The 15,507-nt window shown below is 64.5% G+C and carries 13 protein-coding genes and 3 pseudogenes; 9 read left to right on the top strand and 7 right to left on the bottom strand.

Annotation, left to right across the window (positions count from 1 at the left end; all coding sequences use genetic code 11):
• The first annotated feature begins 27 nt into the window (after positions 1–27).
• Together E4191_RS20690 and E4191_RS20685 are read left to right on the top strand one after the other, a co-directional pair.
• Positions 28–999 (top strand): IS481 family transposase, encoded by a 972-nt coding sequence (locus E4191_RS20690; protein WP_139616225.1) that lies wholly within the window; start codon positions 28–30, stop codon positions 997–999.
• Between the two features lie 119 nt (positions 1,000–1,118).
• Positions 1,119–2,471 (top strand): IS5 family transposase, encoded by a 1,353-nt coding sequence (locus E4191_RS20685; protein WP_139616286.1) that lies wholly within the window; start codon positions 1,119–1,121, stop codon positions 2,469–2,471.
• A gap of 364 nt (positions 2,472–2,835) precedes the next feature.
• Here E4191_RS20685 and E4191_RS24375 read toward each other — a convergent pair.
• Positions 2,836–2,982, bottom strand: a pseudogene (locus tag E4191_RS24375) (transposase); the annotation flags it as partial.
• Between the two features lie 39 nt (positions 2,983–3,021).
• A pseudogene (locus tag E4191_RS20680) lies at positions 3,022–3,987 on the bottom strand (IS481 family transposase); the annotation flags it as partial.
• 586 nt (positions 3,988–4,573) lie between these two features.
• Between E4191_RS20680 and E4191_RS20675 the strand changes: the two are divergent.
• Positions 4,574–4,900: an antibiotic biosynthesis monooxygenase family protein gene (locus E4191_RS20675; protein WP_139616238.1), complete on the top strand. Its 327-nt coding sequence runs from the start codon at positions 4,574–4,576 to the stop codon at positions 4,898–4,900.
• A gap of 640 nt (positions 4,901–5,540) precedes the next feature.
• Positions 5,541–5,831 (top strand): hypothetical protein, encoded by a 291-nt coding sequence (locus E4191_RS20670; RefSeq protein ID WP_228461876.1) that lies wholly within the window; start codon positions 5,541–5,543, stop codon positions 5,829–5,831.
• 211 nt (positions 5,832–6,042) lie between these two features.
• On the opposite strand, the gene E4191_RS20665 is transcribed toward E4191_RS20670, so the two are convergent.
• Positions 6,043–6,465, bottom strand: a complete 423-nt coding sequence (locus tag E4191_RS20665) for a MerR family transcriptional regulator (RefSeq protein ID WP_139616236.1) — start codon at positions 6,463–6,465, stop codon at positions 6,043–6,045.
• A 245-nt stretch (positions 6,466–6,710) separates the two neighbouring features.
• Between E4191_RS20665 and E4191_RS20660 the strand changes: the two genes are divergently transcribed.
• The 5 genes from E4191_RS20660 to E4191_RS20645 all read left to right on the top strand — a co-directional run bounded on the left by E4191_RS20660 (position 6,711) and on the right by E4191_RS20645 (position 10,571).
• Positions 6,711–7,745, top strand: coding sequence for a cation diffusion facilitator family transporter (locus E4191_RS20660; protein WP_228461875.1), 1,035 nt, complete (start codon positions 6,711–6,713; stop codon positions 7,743–7,745).
• Positions 7,746–8,012: 267 nt separating this feature from the next.
• On the top strand, positions 8,013–8,237 hold the full coding sequence (locus E4191_RS24370; RefSeq protein WP_139616235.1) for a hypothetical protein: 225 nt from the start codon (positions 8,013–8,015) through the stop codon (positions 8,235–8,237).
• 176 nt (positions 8,238–8,413) lie between these two features.
• Complete coding sequence (locus E4191_RS20650) at positions 8,414–9,010, top strand: RBBP9/YdeN family alpha/beta hydrolase (protein WP_139616234.1); 597 nt, start codon at positions 8,414–8,416, stop codon at positions 9,008–9,010.
• A gap of 28 nt (positions 9,011–9,038) precedes the next feature.
• Entirely contained in the window at positions 9,039–9,176 is a 138-nt protein-coding gene (locus tag E4191_RS23925; protein ID WP_176562832.1) for a hypothetical protein, read from the top strand.
• A 21-nt stretch (positions 9,177–9,197) separates the two neighbouring features.
• Positions 9,198–10,571 carry an FAD/NAD(P)-binding protein gene (locus E4191_RS20645; RefSeq protein WP_139616233.1) on the top strand — a complete coding sequence of 458 codons (1,374 nt, stop codon included), beginning with the start codon at positions 9,198–9,200 and terminating at the stop codon, positions 10,569–10,571.
• 128 nt (positions 10,572–10,699) lie between these two features.
• Here E4191_RS20645 and E4191_RS20640 read toward each other — a convergent pair whose 3' ends face one another.
• The 4 genes and pseudogenes from E4191_RS20640 to E4191_RS20625 all read right to left on the bottom strand — a co-directional run bounded on the left by E4191_RS20640 (position 10,700) and on the right by E4191_RS20625 (position 15,484).
• Positions 10,700–12,205: an argininosuccinate lyase gene (locus tag E4191_RS20640; protein ID WP_176562837.1), complete on the bottom strand. Its 1,506-nt coding sequence runs from the start codon at positions 12,203–12,205 to the stop codon at positions 10,700–10,702.
• Between the two features lie 160 nt (positions 12,206–12,365).
• Positions 12,366–13,415, bottom strand: a complete 1,050-nt coding sequence (locus tag E4191_RS20635) for a betaine/proline/choline family ABC transporter ATP-binding protein (RefSeq protein WP_139616231.1) — start codon at positions 13,413–13,415, stop codon at positions 12,366–12,368.
• Positions 13,415–14,458: an ABC transporter permease gene (locus E4191_RS20630; protein ID WP_139616230.1), complete on the bottom strand. Its 1,044-nt coding sequence runs from the start codon at positions 14,456–14,458 to the stop codon at positions 13,415–13,417. Before E4191_RS20630 ends, E4191_RS20635 begins: the two co-directional genes overlap by 1 nt.
• Before the next feature lie 99 nt (positions 14,459–14,557).
• Positions 14,558–15,484, bottom strand: a pseudogene (locus E4191_RS20625) (glycine betaine ABC transporter substrate-binding protein).
• Positions 15,485–15,507 lie beyond the last annotated feature (23 nt).

Genomic DNA, 15,507 nt, shown 5'->3' with positions numbered 1-15,507 from the left:
GGGCGAGTTTCGGGACGGGAGGCGAGGATGCTGATCTCTCTTCACAAACAGGCAGCGACGACACCGAAGATACGAGCCGCGATCCAGGCAAGCACGGAACCGGCCTGGATGGTGGCGGAGCGCTACGGCATCTCCATGCAGACCGTCTGGAAGTGGCGGAGCCGAGACAGCGTCCATGACCGATCCCACACGCCGCACAGGCTTCAGTCGACGCTCACGCCGGCACAGGAAGCTGTGGCAGTGTCCCTGCGCAAGTCGCTGCTGTTGCCGCTGGATGATCTGCTGTCGGTGGTGCGGGAGTTCCTGAACCCTCATGTCTCGCGTTCCGGACTGGACCGCTGCCTGCGCCGGCATGGCGTGGGCAATCTGCGCGCTTTGAAGCCTGCCTTGCCACGACCTGCGCACGGGGCCTTCAAGGCTTACGAGCCGGGCTATGTGCATGTCGACGTGAAATATCTGCCGCAGATGGCCGACGAGAGCCGCCGCCGGTATCTGTTCGTCGCCATCGACCGCGCCACGCGGTGGGTCTTCGTGCGCATCTACCCGGCGAAGACGGCGGCCAACGCCCGCCGGTTTCTGCGCGATCTGGAACGCGCCGCGCCGATGAGGATCACCAAGGTGCTTACAGATAACGGCAAGGAGTTCACCGATCGCCTGTTCGGACTTCGCCGCCGGGGCCCTACCGGCAACCACGATTTCGACCGCCTCTGCGCCGACCTCGGCATCGAGCACCGCCTGGCCCCGCCCCTGCACCCGCAGACCAACGGCATGGTCGAACGCTTCAACGGCCGGATCGAGGACGTCCTGCAGAGCCACCGCTTCCGCAGCGGCGAGGATCTCGAACAGACCATCCTGCGCTACGTCCGGCTCTACAACGGTCAGCTTCCGCAATCAGTGCTGAAGGGCCGAACGCCCATCGATGCGCTCAAGGACTGGCAGAAACAACGGCCGGACCTGTTCAGGAAGCGGCCCTATAATCACGCGGGATGTGACACTTAGTCTGGCCTGAACAGATCTTAACCAACTGAATTTGCTTGATGAAAGTGCCAAAGCGGTAGCGGGGAATTGCAGGGCTTCGTATGTTGGCACTCGAAACCTTGCGAATTTTCGGAGCTGTGATGAAGCCTCGTCCGCGCGCTGAAGAGCAGGATGATCTCCTGCGTCCCCGCCTGACCGACATGATCGATCTGCGCCATGAACTGGCGAAACTGGCCGCGCTGATTGACTGGGAGTTCTTCGAGACCGAATGGGCGGGTTTCTTTCCCTCCCCGACAGGGCGGCCGGCAACCTCGCCGCGGCTGGTAGCGGGCCTGCTGTATCTTCAGCACGCCTATCGGCTCTCTGACGAGGCCGTCGTCGCTCGTTGGGTTGAGAACCCCTACTACCAGCATTTTACCGGTGAGACGTTCTTCCAGCACAGCCCACCGATCGACCCATCCTCCCTGACCCGGTGGCGCAAGCGGATCGGAGAGGAAGGGGCCGAGTGGCTGCTGACCAAGACGATCGAGGCAGGGCGCAGATCAGGCGCGGTGGAGGATCGCAGCCTGTCGCGTGTCGCCGTGGATACGACGGTGATGGAAAAGAACATCGCCCACCCGACAGATGCGCGCCTGTATGAGACCGCACGTGGAAAGCTTGTCGCCCTCGCCGATGAAGGCGGGATCACGTTGCGGCAGAACTACAATCGTCTCGCGCCGCGCCTGGCGGTGCGGATCGGGCGCTACGCCCATGCCCGGCAGTTCAAACGCATGGGCAAGGCTCTGAAACAGCTGAGGGGATACACCGGTCGTGTCCTGCGGGATATTCGCCGGCAGTTGGACGGGATTGCGGAGGGGTCCTTCCGCGAACGGGTTCTGGACACTCTCGTGCTCGTCGGTCGTCTGCTCCATCAGACCCCCAAAAGCCGCGGCAAGATCTACGCCCTGCATGAGCCCGAGGTCGATTGCATCTCCAAGGGCAAGGCCCGCAAACGCTACGAGTTCGGCACCAAGGTCAGTCTGGCCACCACCATCGACGAGGGCTTCGTCGTGGGCATGCGTGCCTTGCCGGGAAATCCTTACGATGGCCACACTTTGCCCGAAGCCCTGGAGCAGGTGGCCATCCTGACTGGCAGGACCCCGGAGCTGGCCGTCGTGGACCGCGGGTATCGCGGCCATGGCGTGTCGGAAACGAAGGTCCTGATCAGCGGCACCCGCCGCGGCCTGACGCCGAAGCTGAAAGCGCTGCTGAGGCGACGCAGCGCCATCGAGCCCGAGATCGGACACATGAAGACAGACGGACGCCTGTCGCGCTGCCCACTGAAAGGCACGTTCGGCGACGCCGTCTTCGCCGTGCTCTGCGGCTGCGGCCACAACATCCGCAAGATCCTTGCCCACCTCAGAACTTTGCTCGCCTTCATTCTCGCCGCTATCTTGCAAGTGATCAGGACAGGAAATGGCTATCTCGCTCACGGGCAGCGTTGTTCAGCCTGAACTAAAGAGGCGCCGCTTGTCATAATTTGTTGTCTTCTTGCGTAACGTCGGGCCGGAGATGCAGACGTCTATATTCTTATCTTAAAATGATTTTTATAAATAGCCGGCATCATATTCTCAGTCTACCAGTGGCCACTCAACCTACTGCAGGCCCCAAGAGCGCCGCCGCGCCGGTGTGGTCGTTCGCTCGTGCGGGTGACATAAAGAACCTGGTCGTGCAACCATTTGCATCCGCGACGGCGTGCAGTTTTGTGTTTCTGATGCCTTTCGTTCGATCGATTTGGCCACCCCGCTTCCCTTGTTCAGCCCGCAGGCTGCAAGTCGTGCGGTGCACCTCCAGCTAAGTTGCGTCGATCATGAACCTTTGGCGGAGTGGCAGACCAAAGAGCACCTTCAGCATTGAGCAGAACCGGACCGCAGCGTCGGAGAACATGGGCGGGCGGCAAGGTCGCCCCTCCGTGACCGCCATGTCCTTGTCCAGCCAGATCAGCAGCGATCCGCGCTGCTTCAAGGCGTCAACATAGGACTTCCAGTTCGTTGTAGGGTTGCTGTCACATCCCGTATAATCATAAGGCCGCTTCCTGAACAGGTCCGGCCTTTGTTTCTGCCAGTCCTTGAGCGCGTCGATTGGCGTTCGGCCCTTCAATACTGATTGCGGAAGCTGACCGTTGTAGAGCCGGACGTAGCGCAGGATGGTCTGTTCGAGATCCTCGCCGCTGCGGAAGCGGTGGCTCTGCAGGACGTCCTCGATCCGGCCGTTGAAGCGTTCGACCATGCCGTTGGTCTGCGGGTGCAGGGGCGGGGCCAGGCGGTGCTCGATGCCGAGGTCGGCGCAGAGGCGGTCGAAATCGTGGTTGCCGGTAGGGCCCCGGCGGCGAAGTCCGAACAGGCGATCGGTGAACTCCTTGCCGTTATCTGTAAGCACCTTGGTGATCCTCATCGGCGCGGCGCGTTCCAGATCGCGCAGAAACCGGCGGGCGTTGGCCGCCGTCTTCGCCGGGTAGATGCGCACGAAGACCCACCGCGTGGCGCGGTCGATGGCGACGAACAGATACCGGCGGCGGCTCTCGTCGGCCATCTGCGGCAGATATTTCACGTCGACATGCACATAGCCCGGCTCGTAAGCCTTGAAGGCCCCGTGCGCAGGTCGTGGCAAGGCAGGCTTCAAAGCGCGCAGATTGCCCACGCCATGCCGGCGCAGGCAGCGGTCCAGTCCGGAACGCGAGACATGAGGGTTCAGGAACTCCCGCACCACCGACAGCAGATCATCCAGCGGCAACAGCAGCGACTTGCGCAGGGACACTGCCACAGCTTCCTGTGCCGGCGTGAGCGTCGACTGAAGCCTGTGCGGCGTGTGGGATCGGTCATGGACGCTGTCTCGGCTCCGCCACTTCCAGACGGTCTGCATGGAGATGCCGTAGCGCTCCGCCACCATCCAGGCCGGTTCCGTGCTTGCCTGGATCGCGGCTCGTATCTTCGGTGTCGTCGCTGCCTGTTTGTGAAGAGAGATCAGCATCCTCGCCTCCCGTCCCGAAACTCGCCCAAGATCGATCTTGCCACGAAAAATGCGGTCCGGCGAGGGTCTATGTGATCATCCGGGATGGGACAGCTAATCAGATGCGCGCGCAGCTTGCGGACGAGAAGATTGATACCACCCCCCATTAGGTGGCTCGTGTTCCACACCTTCGAAGCCCTCGGTCAGTTCGAGCGTGGCCTTATCCGCAAGCGAACCGGTGCAGGACTGAAAGCTGCCGCAGCAAAAGGGCGGCAAGAGGGGTGCCCATTGCCCTCACCCCGGACAAAGCATGCCCATCAATTGATTGCGTCTGGTCTCAACATGCGCGAGTCCGCCGCCAGCGTGAAGGTCAGCAGGTCTGCCCTCTGTATGGACCTGAAGGACAGCACGGCTTTGGCCGAGTAGCCGGCGTTCCTCCTCGGCGCGCGGCAGCCCGTTGCAACGCCTGCTATGGTAGACGGTGATGCGGGGGCCGGGGGGACATGACGACAGGCTGGACAGGGTGTCACACCGGTGCAAGCCGTTGCTTGACCCAGCCACGGCCATCGGCAACCCTGCGCACCCGAGGCCCCGGAAAGGACCCCCCATGTTTCTGGCAATGAACCGCTTCACTGTCCCGCTTGAGAACGCTGCCGATTTCGAAGCCCTGTGGCTGGGCCGCGACAGCCGGCTGCACGAGATGGACGGGTTCGTCGAATTCAACATGCTGAAGGGCCCCGAGGAGAACGGCCACCGGCTGTATGCCTCGCACACGGTTTGGCGGGACGAGGGCGCGTTCCGTGCCTGGACCACCTCCACACAGTTCCGCGCGGCCCATGCACGGGCTGGCGACACGCGCACGCTGCATGCGGGCGCACCGCGCTTCGAGGCGTTCACCTCGATCCAGACCAAGGCCCCTCAGCCCGGGCCTTGACGAAATCCTGCCTGCGCAATCCGGGTCTTTGTCCGACACCGCCGGAAAGGCGCACAGGTCACGACCGACAACGACAGCAGTCCGAAATCAACCCTGCCGACCTGCCCCCTTTTCGTGGATCGTTGCAGACCCGCCTTGGCATATCAGATGCCGTCGGGGCGGTCACGTCATCAACGCCGTTCGGACCGGTCATGACGGTCCGGTTCGTGGTGATCGCCCGGATGGGCCCCGTGCATGTTCAGGACGACGGGTCGATCCAGCGCGCTCAGGTCCGGCTCTGCGGCTGGTTTTGTCGCCCAGAACGGGCTGGCCTCGCTGCCCGTGGTGGGCCAGCAGATGGTAATTTGAGGCGGTATGTCGGCCCGTTGCCAAAGATCGCGGGTGGCCCGGATGACGCATCGGAACAGGCCGCCCGCCGCCGTCCGGTCTTCGATCCTTTATCGTGCCGGGGTGGGAAGGGAACCGCGATCGGCGGCGTCTATAGGTGCAAGATGATCCGAACAAGCGACCCGATCCTCGATCTACCGACGCGGCCCATAAAGGTCTCGACAACCTCTGCGACGGCTTCGCCGCGCCGTGATCACCACTTGAACGCCCCACGGGGGCGTCAGCCTCTGCAGGCCGTATGCTCGTGAGAAGAATGTCGGCCCTTTGGCGGGGCGATCTGCCGCTTGCGGAAGCCTTCTGGACATGGACGGTCACGATCGGGCTTTTCGTCAACGTCTTCACCACGATCCTGTTTCTGGGGTTGCTGTCCCTTGACCGACCCTGGATCGCACTGCTTTTCGGCTACGGCTTGTCCCTGCCCTACAACCTTGTTGCGGTGGTCGGCGTATGGCGCGCGGCTGAACGTGATCAGGATCCGGGGATCCATGCTGATCTTGCTCGCGGGGCAAGCGTCATTCTGATGGGTGTGTTGAGTTTCTTGTAGCGGCGCCGGGTGAGAAGGACACATCGGCAGCCGCGCTGCAGAACGCCCAAACGTCCGGTCTGGCGTCGTCGCGCTGCAGCGATGCCAGACCGGGCCGACCGCTTAGGGCCGGGATCGCGGCGTTGATACCGGATTGCCATTCCAAATCCCGTTGAAACACCGAGAATGCCTTGCACCGCCTTATCACTTGGCTGCACCCATCAGCTCTGTCCTAATGCTCGCCGTCGCACGCTTGATGGTCGGCGAGGGCGTGCAGCACCCGGCAAGGATGCCCGTCGGACCGACCGTCGCAGGCGTTCACGACGCGCACCAATTCCCTCTCCAGCCGCCGCAGCCGCTCGATGCGACCACGGATGTCGGAAATCCGATCCGTCGCGATGCGGTGCGCGTCGCCATGGGCCGTCCGTGGCGTCTCCTGCAACGCGATCAGGTCGGCGATGGCGTCGAGGTCGAAGCCCAGCTGCCGGGCATGGGCGATGAAGGACAGCCGGTCCAACTCGGCGTCACCGTAGCGACGCTGCCCTCCGCCCGTGCGACCGGGATCGGGCAGCAGGCCACGCCCCTCATAGAAGCGGATCGTCGTCACCTTCACGCCGGTGCGCTTCGACAGCGCGCCGATGGAATGGCCCTGCATCGCGATTGCTCCTTGAACCTACAGTCGCTGGAGATCGTATATCTCTCGGGGACGAAGCGAATCAAGAGTGCCGCCATGACCGACCAATGCGCCCGCTGGACCGAAATTCCGAACGACGACGCCCCTGCGATCCGCAGACTGCCTGCAGGAAAGGGCCGGGCCAACCTTGCGCGTCCGACGCAATGTGATGCTGCCCACGACCTAATGCCCACGGCAGGGGCGGGTCATCGGGCGGAGGGGCGCTGATGGGACACGGGCACAACCACGGGCACGATCATCCGCACGGGCATGACCATGGGCAGGCGGGTCATTCGCATGGCCCGACCCTCTCGGCCAGCGACACGCCCGAGGCGCGCCGCTCCAAGGAACGCGCCATCCTCATCGCCGCGGCCCTGACGGGCAGTTTCATGGGGGCAGAGGTCGTCGGCGGGCTCATCTCCGGATCGCTCGCGCTCCTCGCCGATGCGGGCCATATGCTGACCGACTTCGCCTCGCTGATGCTGGCTTGGTTTGCCTTCCGGCTGGCACGGCGGCCGGCGGATTGGAAGCGGACCTACGGCTTCGACCGCTTCTCGGTGCTGGCCGCCTTCGTGAACGGGCTGACGCTGTTCGCCATCGCGGGGTGGATCCTTTTCGAGGCCATCCAGCGCCTGCGCGATCCGCATGAGGTGCTGGGCGGGCTGATGCTCTGGGTCGCCGTGGGCGGGCTCGTCGTGAATATTCTGGCCTTCTGGGTGCTCATCCGCGCCGAGGGCGACAACCTGAACATCCGCGCCGCCTCCCTCCACGTGATGGGCGATCTGCTGGGCTCGGTCGCGGCGATCGCGGCCTCGCTCATCATCATATGGACAGGCTGGACCCCCATCGACCCGGTCCTGTCGGTGCTCGTGGCCCTCATCATCCTGCGCTCGGCCGGGGCCGTTCTGCGCGAGAGCGGCCATATCCTGCTCGAAGGCGCGCCCGCAGGCTTCGACGCCCGTGCCGTCGCGGCGGATCTGGAAGCCACGTTGCCCGGCGTGGCCCGGGCCCATCACGTCCATGCCTGGTCGATCACGCAGGAACGACCGATGGCCACGCTGGAGGTCGAACTTGCGCCCGGCGCGGTGGCAGACGACGTGCGCCGCGCCGTGAAGGCCCGCGTGCGCGAGACGACCGGAATGGAGCATGTGACCGTCGAGGTGGCGGTGGGCTTGGCGCGGGAGGGGGGAAGGGACAGATGCCCCGAGGCTGGAACGGTCACACGGATATGTCCGCGTAAGCCAGTCATCGCGCAGAGTTAAGCATCGACGGTCGGAGTTGCCGCGCCCTGCACGAATGGCCAGTTTGGCACGCTGCGCTGCAGTGTTGCGAATACCCACGAAGGTCGGGTTTAGGCCAAGCACAAGCCTGACGGTTCATTTGCCTCCTCCCCGAACGTGTCGGCCGAGGCTGGGACTGGCTTAGGTTTCAATCCCCGTTAGCTATCGCGACGATGGGGCTGTTCAGGCCATCGAAGGGCCGACTTCGCCCTCTTCTTTGACCTCAGACAGGGAGAGATTTCACCTATCTTGCCCAGGGTTCAGCAGCTTCGCGGCGTCTTTGCCAGCTTGATCCAGAGTGCGCACCGCGAATCGGCAAGGGCGGCCTATGACCGCGTCCAACAGGCGCTGATCGATGCAGCGGCGATCGAGAACGTCACCTCACAATCCGCCGTGGAAGGTCTGCCCCACGACCGGCCATTTCGTCAGCACCGCGACCGGAAGAACGTCCTTCTGTTTCGACGCCCAAATTGAGACTCGCAATACACGATTAACATTGTAGTCTTATAGTTGATTAACGAGATGACGTGGAGGATCCCATGACCGACGCTCAAACCGAAGCCTCTCACACCCCGGCCAAGTCCTTGATCACGCCCGGCATCAAGACGCGGAACTGACCCTGATTTCACAGATGCGAAGAGGAGATGCAGATGACCAAGACCCTGATCGTCCCCGGCCTCGACGGCTCGCCCGCGCCCCATTGGCAGGACTGGTGGGCCCGCACCGACCCGACTGCGATGCTTCTGGACATGGGCGACATGACGCGCCCCGTCCGCGAGGTCTGGGAGGCCACGCTGGCCGTCCATATCATGACCCATCCCGACAGCATCCTGGTGGGGCATTCGCTCGGCTCGGTCACCATCGCGCATCTGCTGGCCCGCTGGCCGGGGCTGCGGGTGCGCGCCGCCCTGCTGGTCGCCCCGGCCGACACGCAGTCCTCGGACCGCATCCGCAGGTTCGGTGCCCTGCCGCGCGAGCGCTTCGACGTGCCGACCCTGGTCGTGGCCAGCCGCAACGACCCGTGGATGAGCTTCGACACCAGCCGCAGCCTGGCCGACAACTGGGGCGCGGACCTCCATGACCTGGGCCATGCCGGGCATGTCAACACGGCCTCGGGCTTCGGTCCCTGGCCGGCAGGCAAGCGGATGCGCGACGCGCTGCTGGCCCAGACCCGCAGGCCCTCGGTCCTGCGCCGCATGTTCGGACGACCCGCCCCGCAGCCCGCGCGGCTGCGCCTGACCGCCTGAGCCCCACCCCCCCGCATCGGAGGCTTTCATGTTCGACATCCAGACCGAGGCCTATCTGCGCCGCACCCATCCCCGCGACCGTGACGCCGGCACGGCCCCGATCGTGCCGCTGGCCCTCGCCGCCAGCCTGCTGCTCTGGACGATGGTGCTGGTCGCCGCCCTCTGATCCCCGTCAAGGAGTCCCGCCATGAAGATCGACACCCTTCCCCTTAGGCCCGCCCCCGCCACCGCGCATCTGCCCCATGTGGTGATCGTCGGCGGCGGCGCCAGCGGCGTGCTGCTGGCCGCCCACCTGCTGCGCGATCCCGCTGCGCCGCTGCGCGTCACCGTGATCGAGGGGCGGCACATGCTGGGCTGCGGCGTCGCCTATTCGACCGCCGATCCCGGCCATCTGCTGAACACCCGCGTCGCCAACATGAGCGCATTCCCTGACGATCCCGACCATTTCCGCCGCTGGCTGGCCGCGTGCGGGCATGAGGCGACGGGCGCCAGCTTCGTCAGCCGCACAACCTATGGCGCCTATCTGACCGACCTGCTGGCGCCCCTGTCGGCGGATGGCCGGCTGCACTGCATCCGGGCTGGTTGCACGCGTCTGGCGACCTCGGCCTTGGGTGTCGTGGCCCATCTGGACGACGGCCAGACCGTCACCGCAGGCACCGCCGTGCTGGCCACGGGCCATGCGGTGCCCGAGCCCGACCCCGAGGGGCTGGTGCTGGGCGCGTGGGAGCCCGCGCCCCCGCCGCCGCCGGGCGGGCGCGTGGTCATCATCGGATCGGGCCTGTCGATGATCGACCAGGCCATCAGCCTGATGTCCCAGGGCCATCGCGGAGAGATCGTGGCGATTTCGCGCCGCGCGCAGCTGCCGCGGATCCATGCGACGGGCCTGCCGCTGCCCGTCGCCCGCGCCGAGGTGCCCCTGGGCGCCCCGGTCAGCGCCCTCATGTCCTGGCTGCGCGGGCTGGTCGCGCAGGCCGAGGCGCAGGGCGGCACCTGGCGCGATGCGATAGACGGCATCCGCCCGCATCTGTCGGCCCTCTGGCGCGCCATGCCCACCGAGGACCGCGCCCGCTTCCTGCGCCATGCCGCACCCTGGTGGGAGGTGCATCGCCACCGCCTGCCCCCGGAAAGCGCCGCGCCGATCCACCTGGCGCTGAGGACCGGGCGCATGCGCCAGCTGGCGGGCAGCTTTCTGGGCGCCAGTCGCGACGGCGCGATCCTGCGGGCCCACTGGCGCCCGCGCGGGCAGGAGGCTGCGCTGTCGCTGGACGCCTCGCGCATCGTCGACTGCCGCGGCATCCGCCGCGATCCGCAGGTGAACGCCACCCCCCTGATCGCCGATCTGCTGGCCTCGGGCCGCGCGCGGATCGATCCGCTGCGCCTCGGCCTGGACGTCGCCCCCGACTGCGCGGTGATCGACGCCGAAGGCCGCCCCGACCCCCGCCTGCGCGCCATCGGCCCCACCTCGCGCGCCGCCTTCTGGGAAATCACCGCCATCCCCGACATCCGCGAACAGGCGCGGACCCTGGCCGCAGAACTGACGCGGCAGCTGGCGGCAGGTTGAAACTTCCAAATCCCTAGAGTTAGAAGTCGTTAGAGCAGGCCCCTGCAGGTCCAGTGCTTGCAGCTGCCGACCCGTTCAGGGCCATGGCAGAGGATTTCCACGGCCCTTAAAGTTTGCACCACCTGCAGTCAGTTCTGGCCGAGGCCTTCAAAGTCTTCATCGAGCGTCAGGAGCGCAGCCGTGACGACCTCACGCCGCTCCACGATCCAAGCGCCGTGATCATCCAGCCGGGTGCGCGCGGTATCGATCATGCGCGTCATCTCGTCAGGTTGTGGCCCGCCGGAGGTCGCACGGGCCCGGATGATCGCCTCCGGATCAAGTATCTCGCGAAACGCGTCCTCGGCAAAGGGAAGCTCTGCCGGCGCGTCGGTGCCCATGACCGCCTCTGCATAAATCCGCTGCGCCTCGGGATAGGGGAAATCAAGCGGCCCGAGCCCGTTCTGGCGGGCGTAGGTGACGATCTCGGAGGCCACGTGATGTCCTTCGCGGAACGGCAGGCCATGATCGCGCATCAGACGGTCAGCAATCTCTTGCGAAGCAGTCCAGTCGCTGTTCAGCTCCTCCAGCGCACGCTCCTCATCGATGACCAGCGCATTCAACACTGCATCCAGACGGGACAGCACGGCAATACCCGCATCGACCATTCCGGCATTGTCGGATGCGCTCTTGGGGTCCGGCATGCCGGGGGTGATGTTAGGGGTCTGGATCACCGGCCCCATCGCCAGCACGATGGCCTGCGAGGCATCGCTGCGCGTGTTGTTCAGCAGCCCCGGATTGCGCTTCTGCGGCATCGCGGAGGACACATAGGTGTTGTCGCCACCCTCTTCCAGAAGCATCCACGGGCGTGTCTGGGCATATTGCGTCATCACGTCCTCGACGAAGTTGCCGCCGTGAAGCGCCACCGAGGTAATGATGCTCGCCACTTCGACCGGGTGATCCATCGAGGAGATTTGGGAGGCGTCATAGGCATTCTCGACCAGACCCGCAAAGCCAAGATAATCGGCCATGCGCTGGCGGTTCAGTGGCCAGCTGGTGCCGTTCAGCACCGTGGTTCCCATCGCGCTGCGATCGATGCGGGCATAGGCCTCGCGGATGCGCTGCGCATCCCGGTCGAGACCTGCTGCATGTCCCAACAGATAGTGACCGAAGCTGTTGGGCTGTGCCGCGACCCCGTTGGTGTAGTTGGGGACGACGGTTCCCGCGTGCCGCTCGGCCAGATCGACAAGTGTGGTGGTGGTGACATGCAACTGGTCAGCCAGTTCCAGCAGCTTGTCGCGCAACATGGCTGCACGAAAGGTGGCGTGCATGTCCTGGCTGGAGCGCCCTGCATGCAGCAGCGTGACTTCCGTTCCACCTGCCTCGATCAGCAACGGCTCGAAGCTGATGACAGTGCGGGGGCGTTCGCCATCGGGGGTGTCACCGGACGCGATCACCTCGCGCAGTGCCTCGGCGATGCCGGGGGCAATACCCGGGTCCAGCAGCCCCTCCTGGCTGTTGATGACAAGACTGGCCTTGTTCATCTGCGCGAGCCAGAAGAATTCGTCCCGCGCGCTGCTTTCCTGTGACATGGCGATGGCCGCCTGCCCGAAGATATCTGCCAGCAGGACGGCGGCAAACCTGGTCCCGGACGGCATGCTGGGTGTCGTGATATCTCTCATGATGCTCTCTCCCTAGTATCAAGAAAGGATAGATCCTGGCTGCGAGCAATGCCAATCCCCCGGGCGGAACGCCGCCGCAGTCCATCTTTTCCGGAGAAGCTTCGTTTGCGGGGTGCAAGTCCACCGTTCAAATCTTTCAGTCAGCTGAAACGGCTCCGCTTGGTCGACGCGGAACGAGGGCGCGGACGAGGGTTGGCATGTCGAGTATTCCAATTGGTCCATGATGATTAACGACCCTGAAAAGGCAGGCTAGGTTGCCTCGGGACACAGCAATCACATGCTCCAGAGTGTCGTCAGCCCCGATTTCCCCGGTGATGAATTCGTCACCGACGGGCTGTCTCATGATGGACCGGACCCGCAGGACACACGCACGATTGATGTCACCGATGAATGCTTCGATATAGGGGTCTGCGGGATTCAGCAGGATATGCTGAGGTTCGCCCTGCTGCACGATCTGGCCATCCTTCAGGATCACCAGATGATCGGCCAGCTTCAGCGCCTCGTCCAGATCATGCTTGATGAAGACGATGGTCTTGTGAAGCTCGCTCTGCAGCTCCAGCAGCAGACGCTGCATGTCGGTTCGGATCAACGGATCGAGTGCCGAGAACGCTTCGTCCATCAGCATGATCCCGGCATTCGAGGTCAGCGCTCTGGCGATCCCGACGCGTTGCTGTATCCCCCCCGACAGCTGATGCGGGAAATGCGCGCCATAGCCTCCCAGACCCACCTGGTCGAGCCACCTGATGGCGTCGGCCTCATAGCCCTGCCTGGGAACGCCTTGGGTCATCAGGGCCATACCGGCATTGTCCAGAACCGTCCGGTGGGGCAGCAACGCGAACTTCTGGAAGACCATCGACATCGTCCTGCGGCGCAGGTCGCGCAGACGACGTTCGTTCCAGGTCAGGATGTTCTCTCCGTCGACAAGAACCTCCCCCGCCGTGGGTTCAATCAGGCGGTTGAGATGACGGATCAGTGTTGATTTGCCGGACCCGGAAAGGCCCATGATCACCGTGATCTGGCCTTCATGGATATCGATATTGATATCGCGCAGGCCCAAGACGTGGTTGTGGCCTGCCAGCAGGTCGGCCTTCGACATGCCTGTCAGCACGTCCGGCAGCACGGCTGCGGGCCTGCTTCCAAAGATCTTGTACGGCTTGCGGATCGAAACCTTGACCGATGTCTGCATCAGCGGCCGTCCTTGCCGATGTCGATGCGGGCCAGAGACGCCTTGGTCACCCGGTCCAGAACGATCGCCAGCAGCACGATGCCGAACCCCGCCAGCAACCCGACGCCCAGTTCCAGATTGCGGATGCCGCGAAGCACCAGCACGCCGAGGCCGGGTGCCGAGACCAGCGAGGCGATCACCACCATCGCAAGGCTCATCATGATGGTCTGGTTGACGCCCGCCATGATGTTCGGCAGCGCCGGCGGGATCTGCACACGCCGCAGTTTCTGCCCACGGGTCATCCCGAAGGCGTCGGCGGCTTCGATCACGTCGGGATCGACCAGCCGGATGCCCAGGTCGGTCAGCCGGATGACCGGCACGATCGCATAGAGGATGATGGCGATGCCGTAGAGCTTGGGTTCGGTGACGCTGGACAAGAAGATCAACGGGATGAGGTAGACGAAGGCCGGCAGGGTCTGCAGCATGTCGAGCACGGGGGTGCCGATGCGGCGCAGGGTGTTGCTGCGCGACATGGCGATGCCCACGGGCACCCCGATCATCACGCAGATGAAGGCGCAGACAAAGATGATCGCCAGCGTCTGCATCGCCTCGGTGTAATGATCGACAATGGCCAGGAACCCCAGGGAGGCGGCGACGAGCGCCACCACCCGCAAGGATCTGGCCACCAGCCAGCTTATGACCAGAAGGGCCGGCAGCATGATGAACCAAGGCGTCGTGACCATCAGCGAGATCATCTCGCGCAGCATCCAGCTGAGCGGTCGCGTCGCCGGATCCAGCACGATCCGCAGCGCATCGCGCGCGGACAGGAACGCGCGTTCCAGTCCCAAGGTCAGGTCACGCGTCTGCGGGATGGCGTCACATGCCCGGTGCAGGTTGTTCAGCGACGGCAGCGGCAGATCCCACCAAGAGGATGACGGCCGTGCTGCATGCCCTGATGCTTGCGCCATCAGGTCCGCCATCGACATCGGCCCGCTTCCGCCGCCGCCGGCATCGCACCACTCTCTCAGCCCGAGGGCATCGAACAGTCTAGCATAGCTTGCCATGTCATCCCCCTGAACGTTGCCTATCGACGGCGCCGGAGATCAGTTCGACCCCAGCAACGCGGACAGATTGCCTTTGGCGTCCTCGGACAGCCAGGCCGATCAGCTGTCCGTATTCGTGGTCAGGTACTGGACCGCCACCTCTTCCGCCGAGGCGCTGTTGTCGTCCTGCCACGCCAGCAGCGTGTTCAGATCGTCGGTCCTGAACGTCATCTTGCGCAGGAACTCGACCACCTCTAGCTGGTTGTCGACCAGGGCGGCCGTGGCTGCGGCGACACTGGGGGCTTCGGGGAAATCGGATACTTGCGGGTCGGGGGCTTCGGGGTTCTGAAGCGGTGTGAATTTCGCCTCGTCGTAGCCACCGAGGTCGATCCGGGTCATGTCGTACTTGCCGAGCGGAACGGTCGGCCCCCGGCAGTAGCCGAACCACGGTTCCTGCTCACTGACTGCGGATCCCATGGACGAGGCCAAAGTCTCGCCCAAGCCATGGTTGAACACCTCGATCCCTGCACCTTCCAGATCCAGCGCGCGGATCAGGTTGTCGCTGACCACCCGGCAGCCCCAGCCCTCGGGGCAGTTGTCGAACGGTCCGACCAGGTCGGGGTTGTCCAGCACGCCCTGGATGGTCGTCAGTTCCGGATGCGCCTCGGCCAGGTAGGTGGGGATCCACCAACCTTCGATGCCGCCCGGATCAAGAACGTTGGTCAGCGTCACCATGGTGCCGGCAGCTTCCAGGCGGGTATAGGCCTCGCCCGCCTAATTTAGCCACAGGTCGGTGACGATGTCAGGCTCGCCGTTCTCGGCGACCGAGGTGATGGCGAGGATGGTGTCCGACTTGACCAGCGTCACATCGCAGCCATAGCCCTGTTCCAGCAGAAACTTTGCCACCTCGGTGATGATCTCGGCCGACGCCCAGCCCATCTGCGCGATCAACAGATCGTTGCAGGTGTCGGGCGCGTCCTGCGCCAGCGCGGGGACGGTCCAGGCAGCCCAAAGGGCAAGTGTTGCAGTCGAAAGCAGATATTTCATCGTCATGTCTTCCGGTTGATGTC

Origin of the sequence: Paracoccus liaowanqingii (assembly GCF_004683865.2) — a bacterium.
GTDB lineage: Bacteria > Pseudomonadota > Alphaproteobacteria > Rhodobacterales > Rhodobacteraceae > Paracoccus > Paracoccus liaowanqingii.
This window is presented reverse-complemented; position numbering and strand designations above follow the sequence as displayed.

Coding starts and splice junctions, on each gene's coding strand:
- E4191_RS20690 (WP_139616225.1), top strand. CDS start 28: ATGCTGATCTCTCTTCACAAACAGGCAGCGACGACACCGAAGATACGA.
- E4191_RS20685 (WP_139616286.1), top strand. CDS start 1,119: ATGAAGCCTCGTCCGCGCGCTGAAGAGCAGGATGATCTCCTGCGTCCC.
- E4191_RS20675 (WP_139616238.1), top strand. CDS start 4,574: ATGTTTCTGGCAATGAACCGCTTCACTGTCCCGCTTGAGAACGCTGCC.
- E4191_RS20670 (WP_228461876.1), top strand. CDS start 5,541: ATGTCGGCCCTTTGGCGGGGCGATCTGCCGCTTGCGGAAGCCTTCTGG.
- E4191_RS20665 (WP_139616236.1), bottom strand. CDS start 6,465: ATGCAGGGCCATTCCATCGGCGCGCTGTCGAAGCGCACCGGCGTGAAG.
- E4191_RS20660 (WP_228461875.1), top strand. CDS start 6,711: ATGGGACACGGGCACAACCACGGGCACGATCATCCGCACGGGCATGAC.
- E4191_RS20650 (WP_139616234.1), top strand. CDS start 8,414: ATGACCAAGACCCTGATCGTCCCCGGCCTCGACGGCTCGCCCGCGCCC.
- E4191_RS23925 (WP_176562832.1), top strand. CDS start 9,039: ATGTTCGACATCCAGACCGAGGCCTATCTGCGCCGCACCCATCCCCGC.
- E4191_RS20645 (WP_139616233.1), top strand. CDS start 9,198: ATGAAGATCGACACCCTTCCCCTTAGGCCCGCCCCCGCCACCGCGCAT.
- E4191_RS20640 (WP_176562837.1), bottom strand. CDS start 12,205: ATGCCGTCCGGGACCAGGTTTGCCGCCGTCCTGCTGGCAGATATCTTC.
- E4191_RS20635 (WP_139616231.1), bottom strand. CDS start 13,415: ATGCAGACATCGGTCAAGGTTTCGATCCGCAAGCCGTACAAGATCTTT.
- E4191_RS20630 (WP_139616230.1), bottom strand. CDS start 14,458: ATGGCAAGCTATGCTAGACTGTTCGATGCCCTCGGGCTGAGAGAGTGG.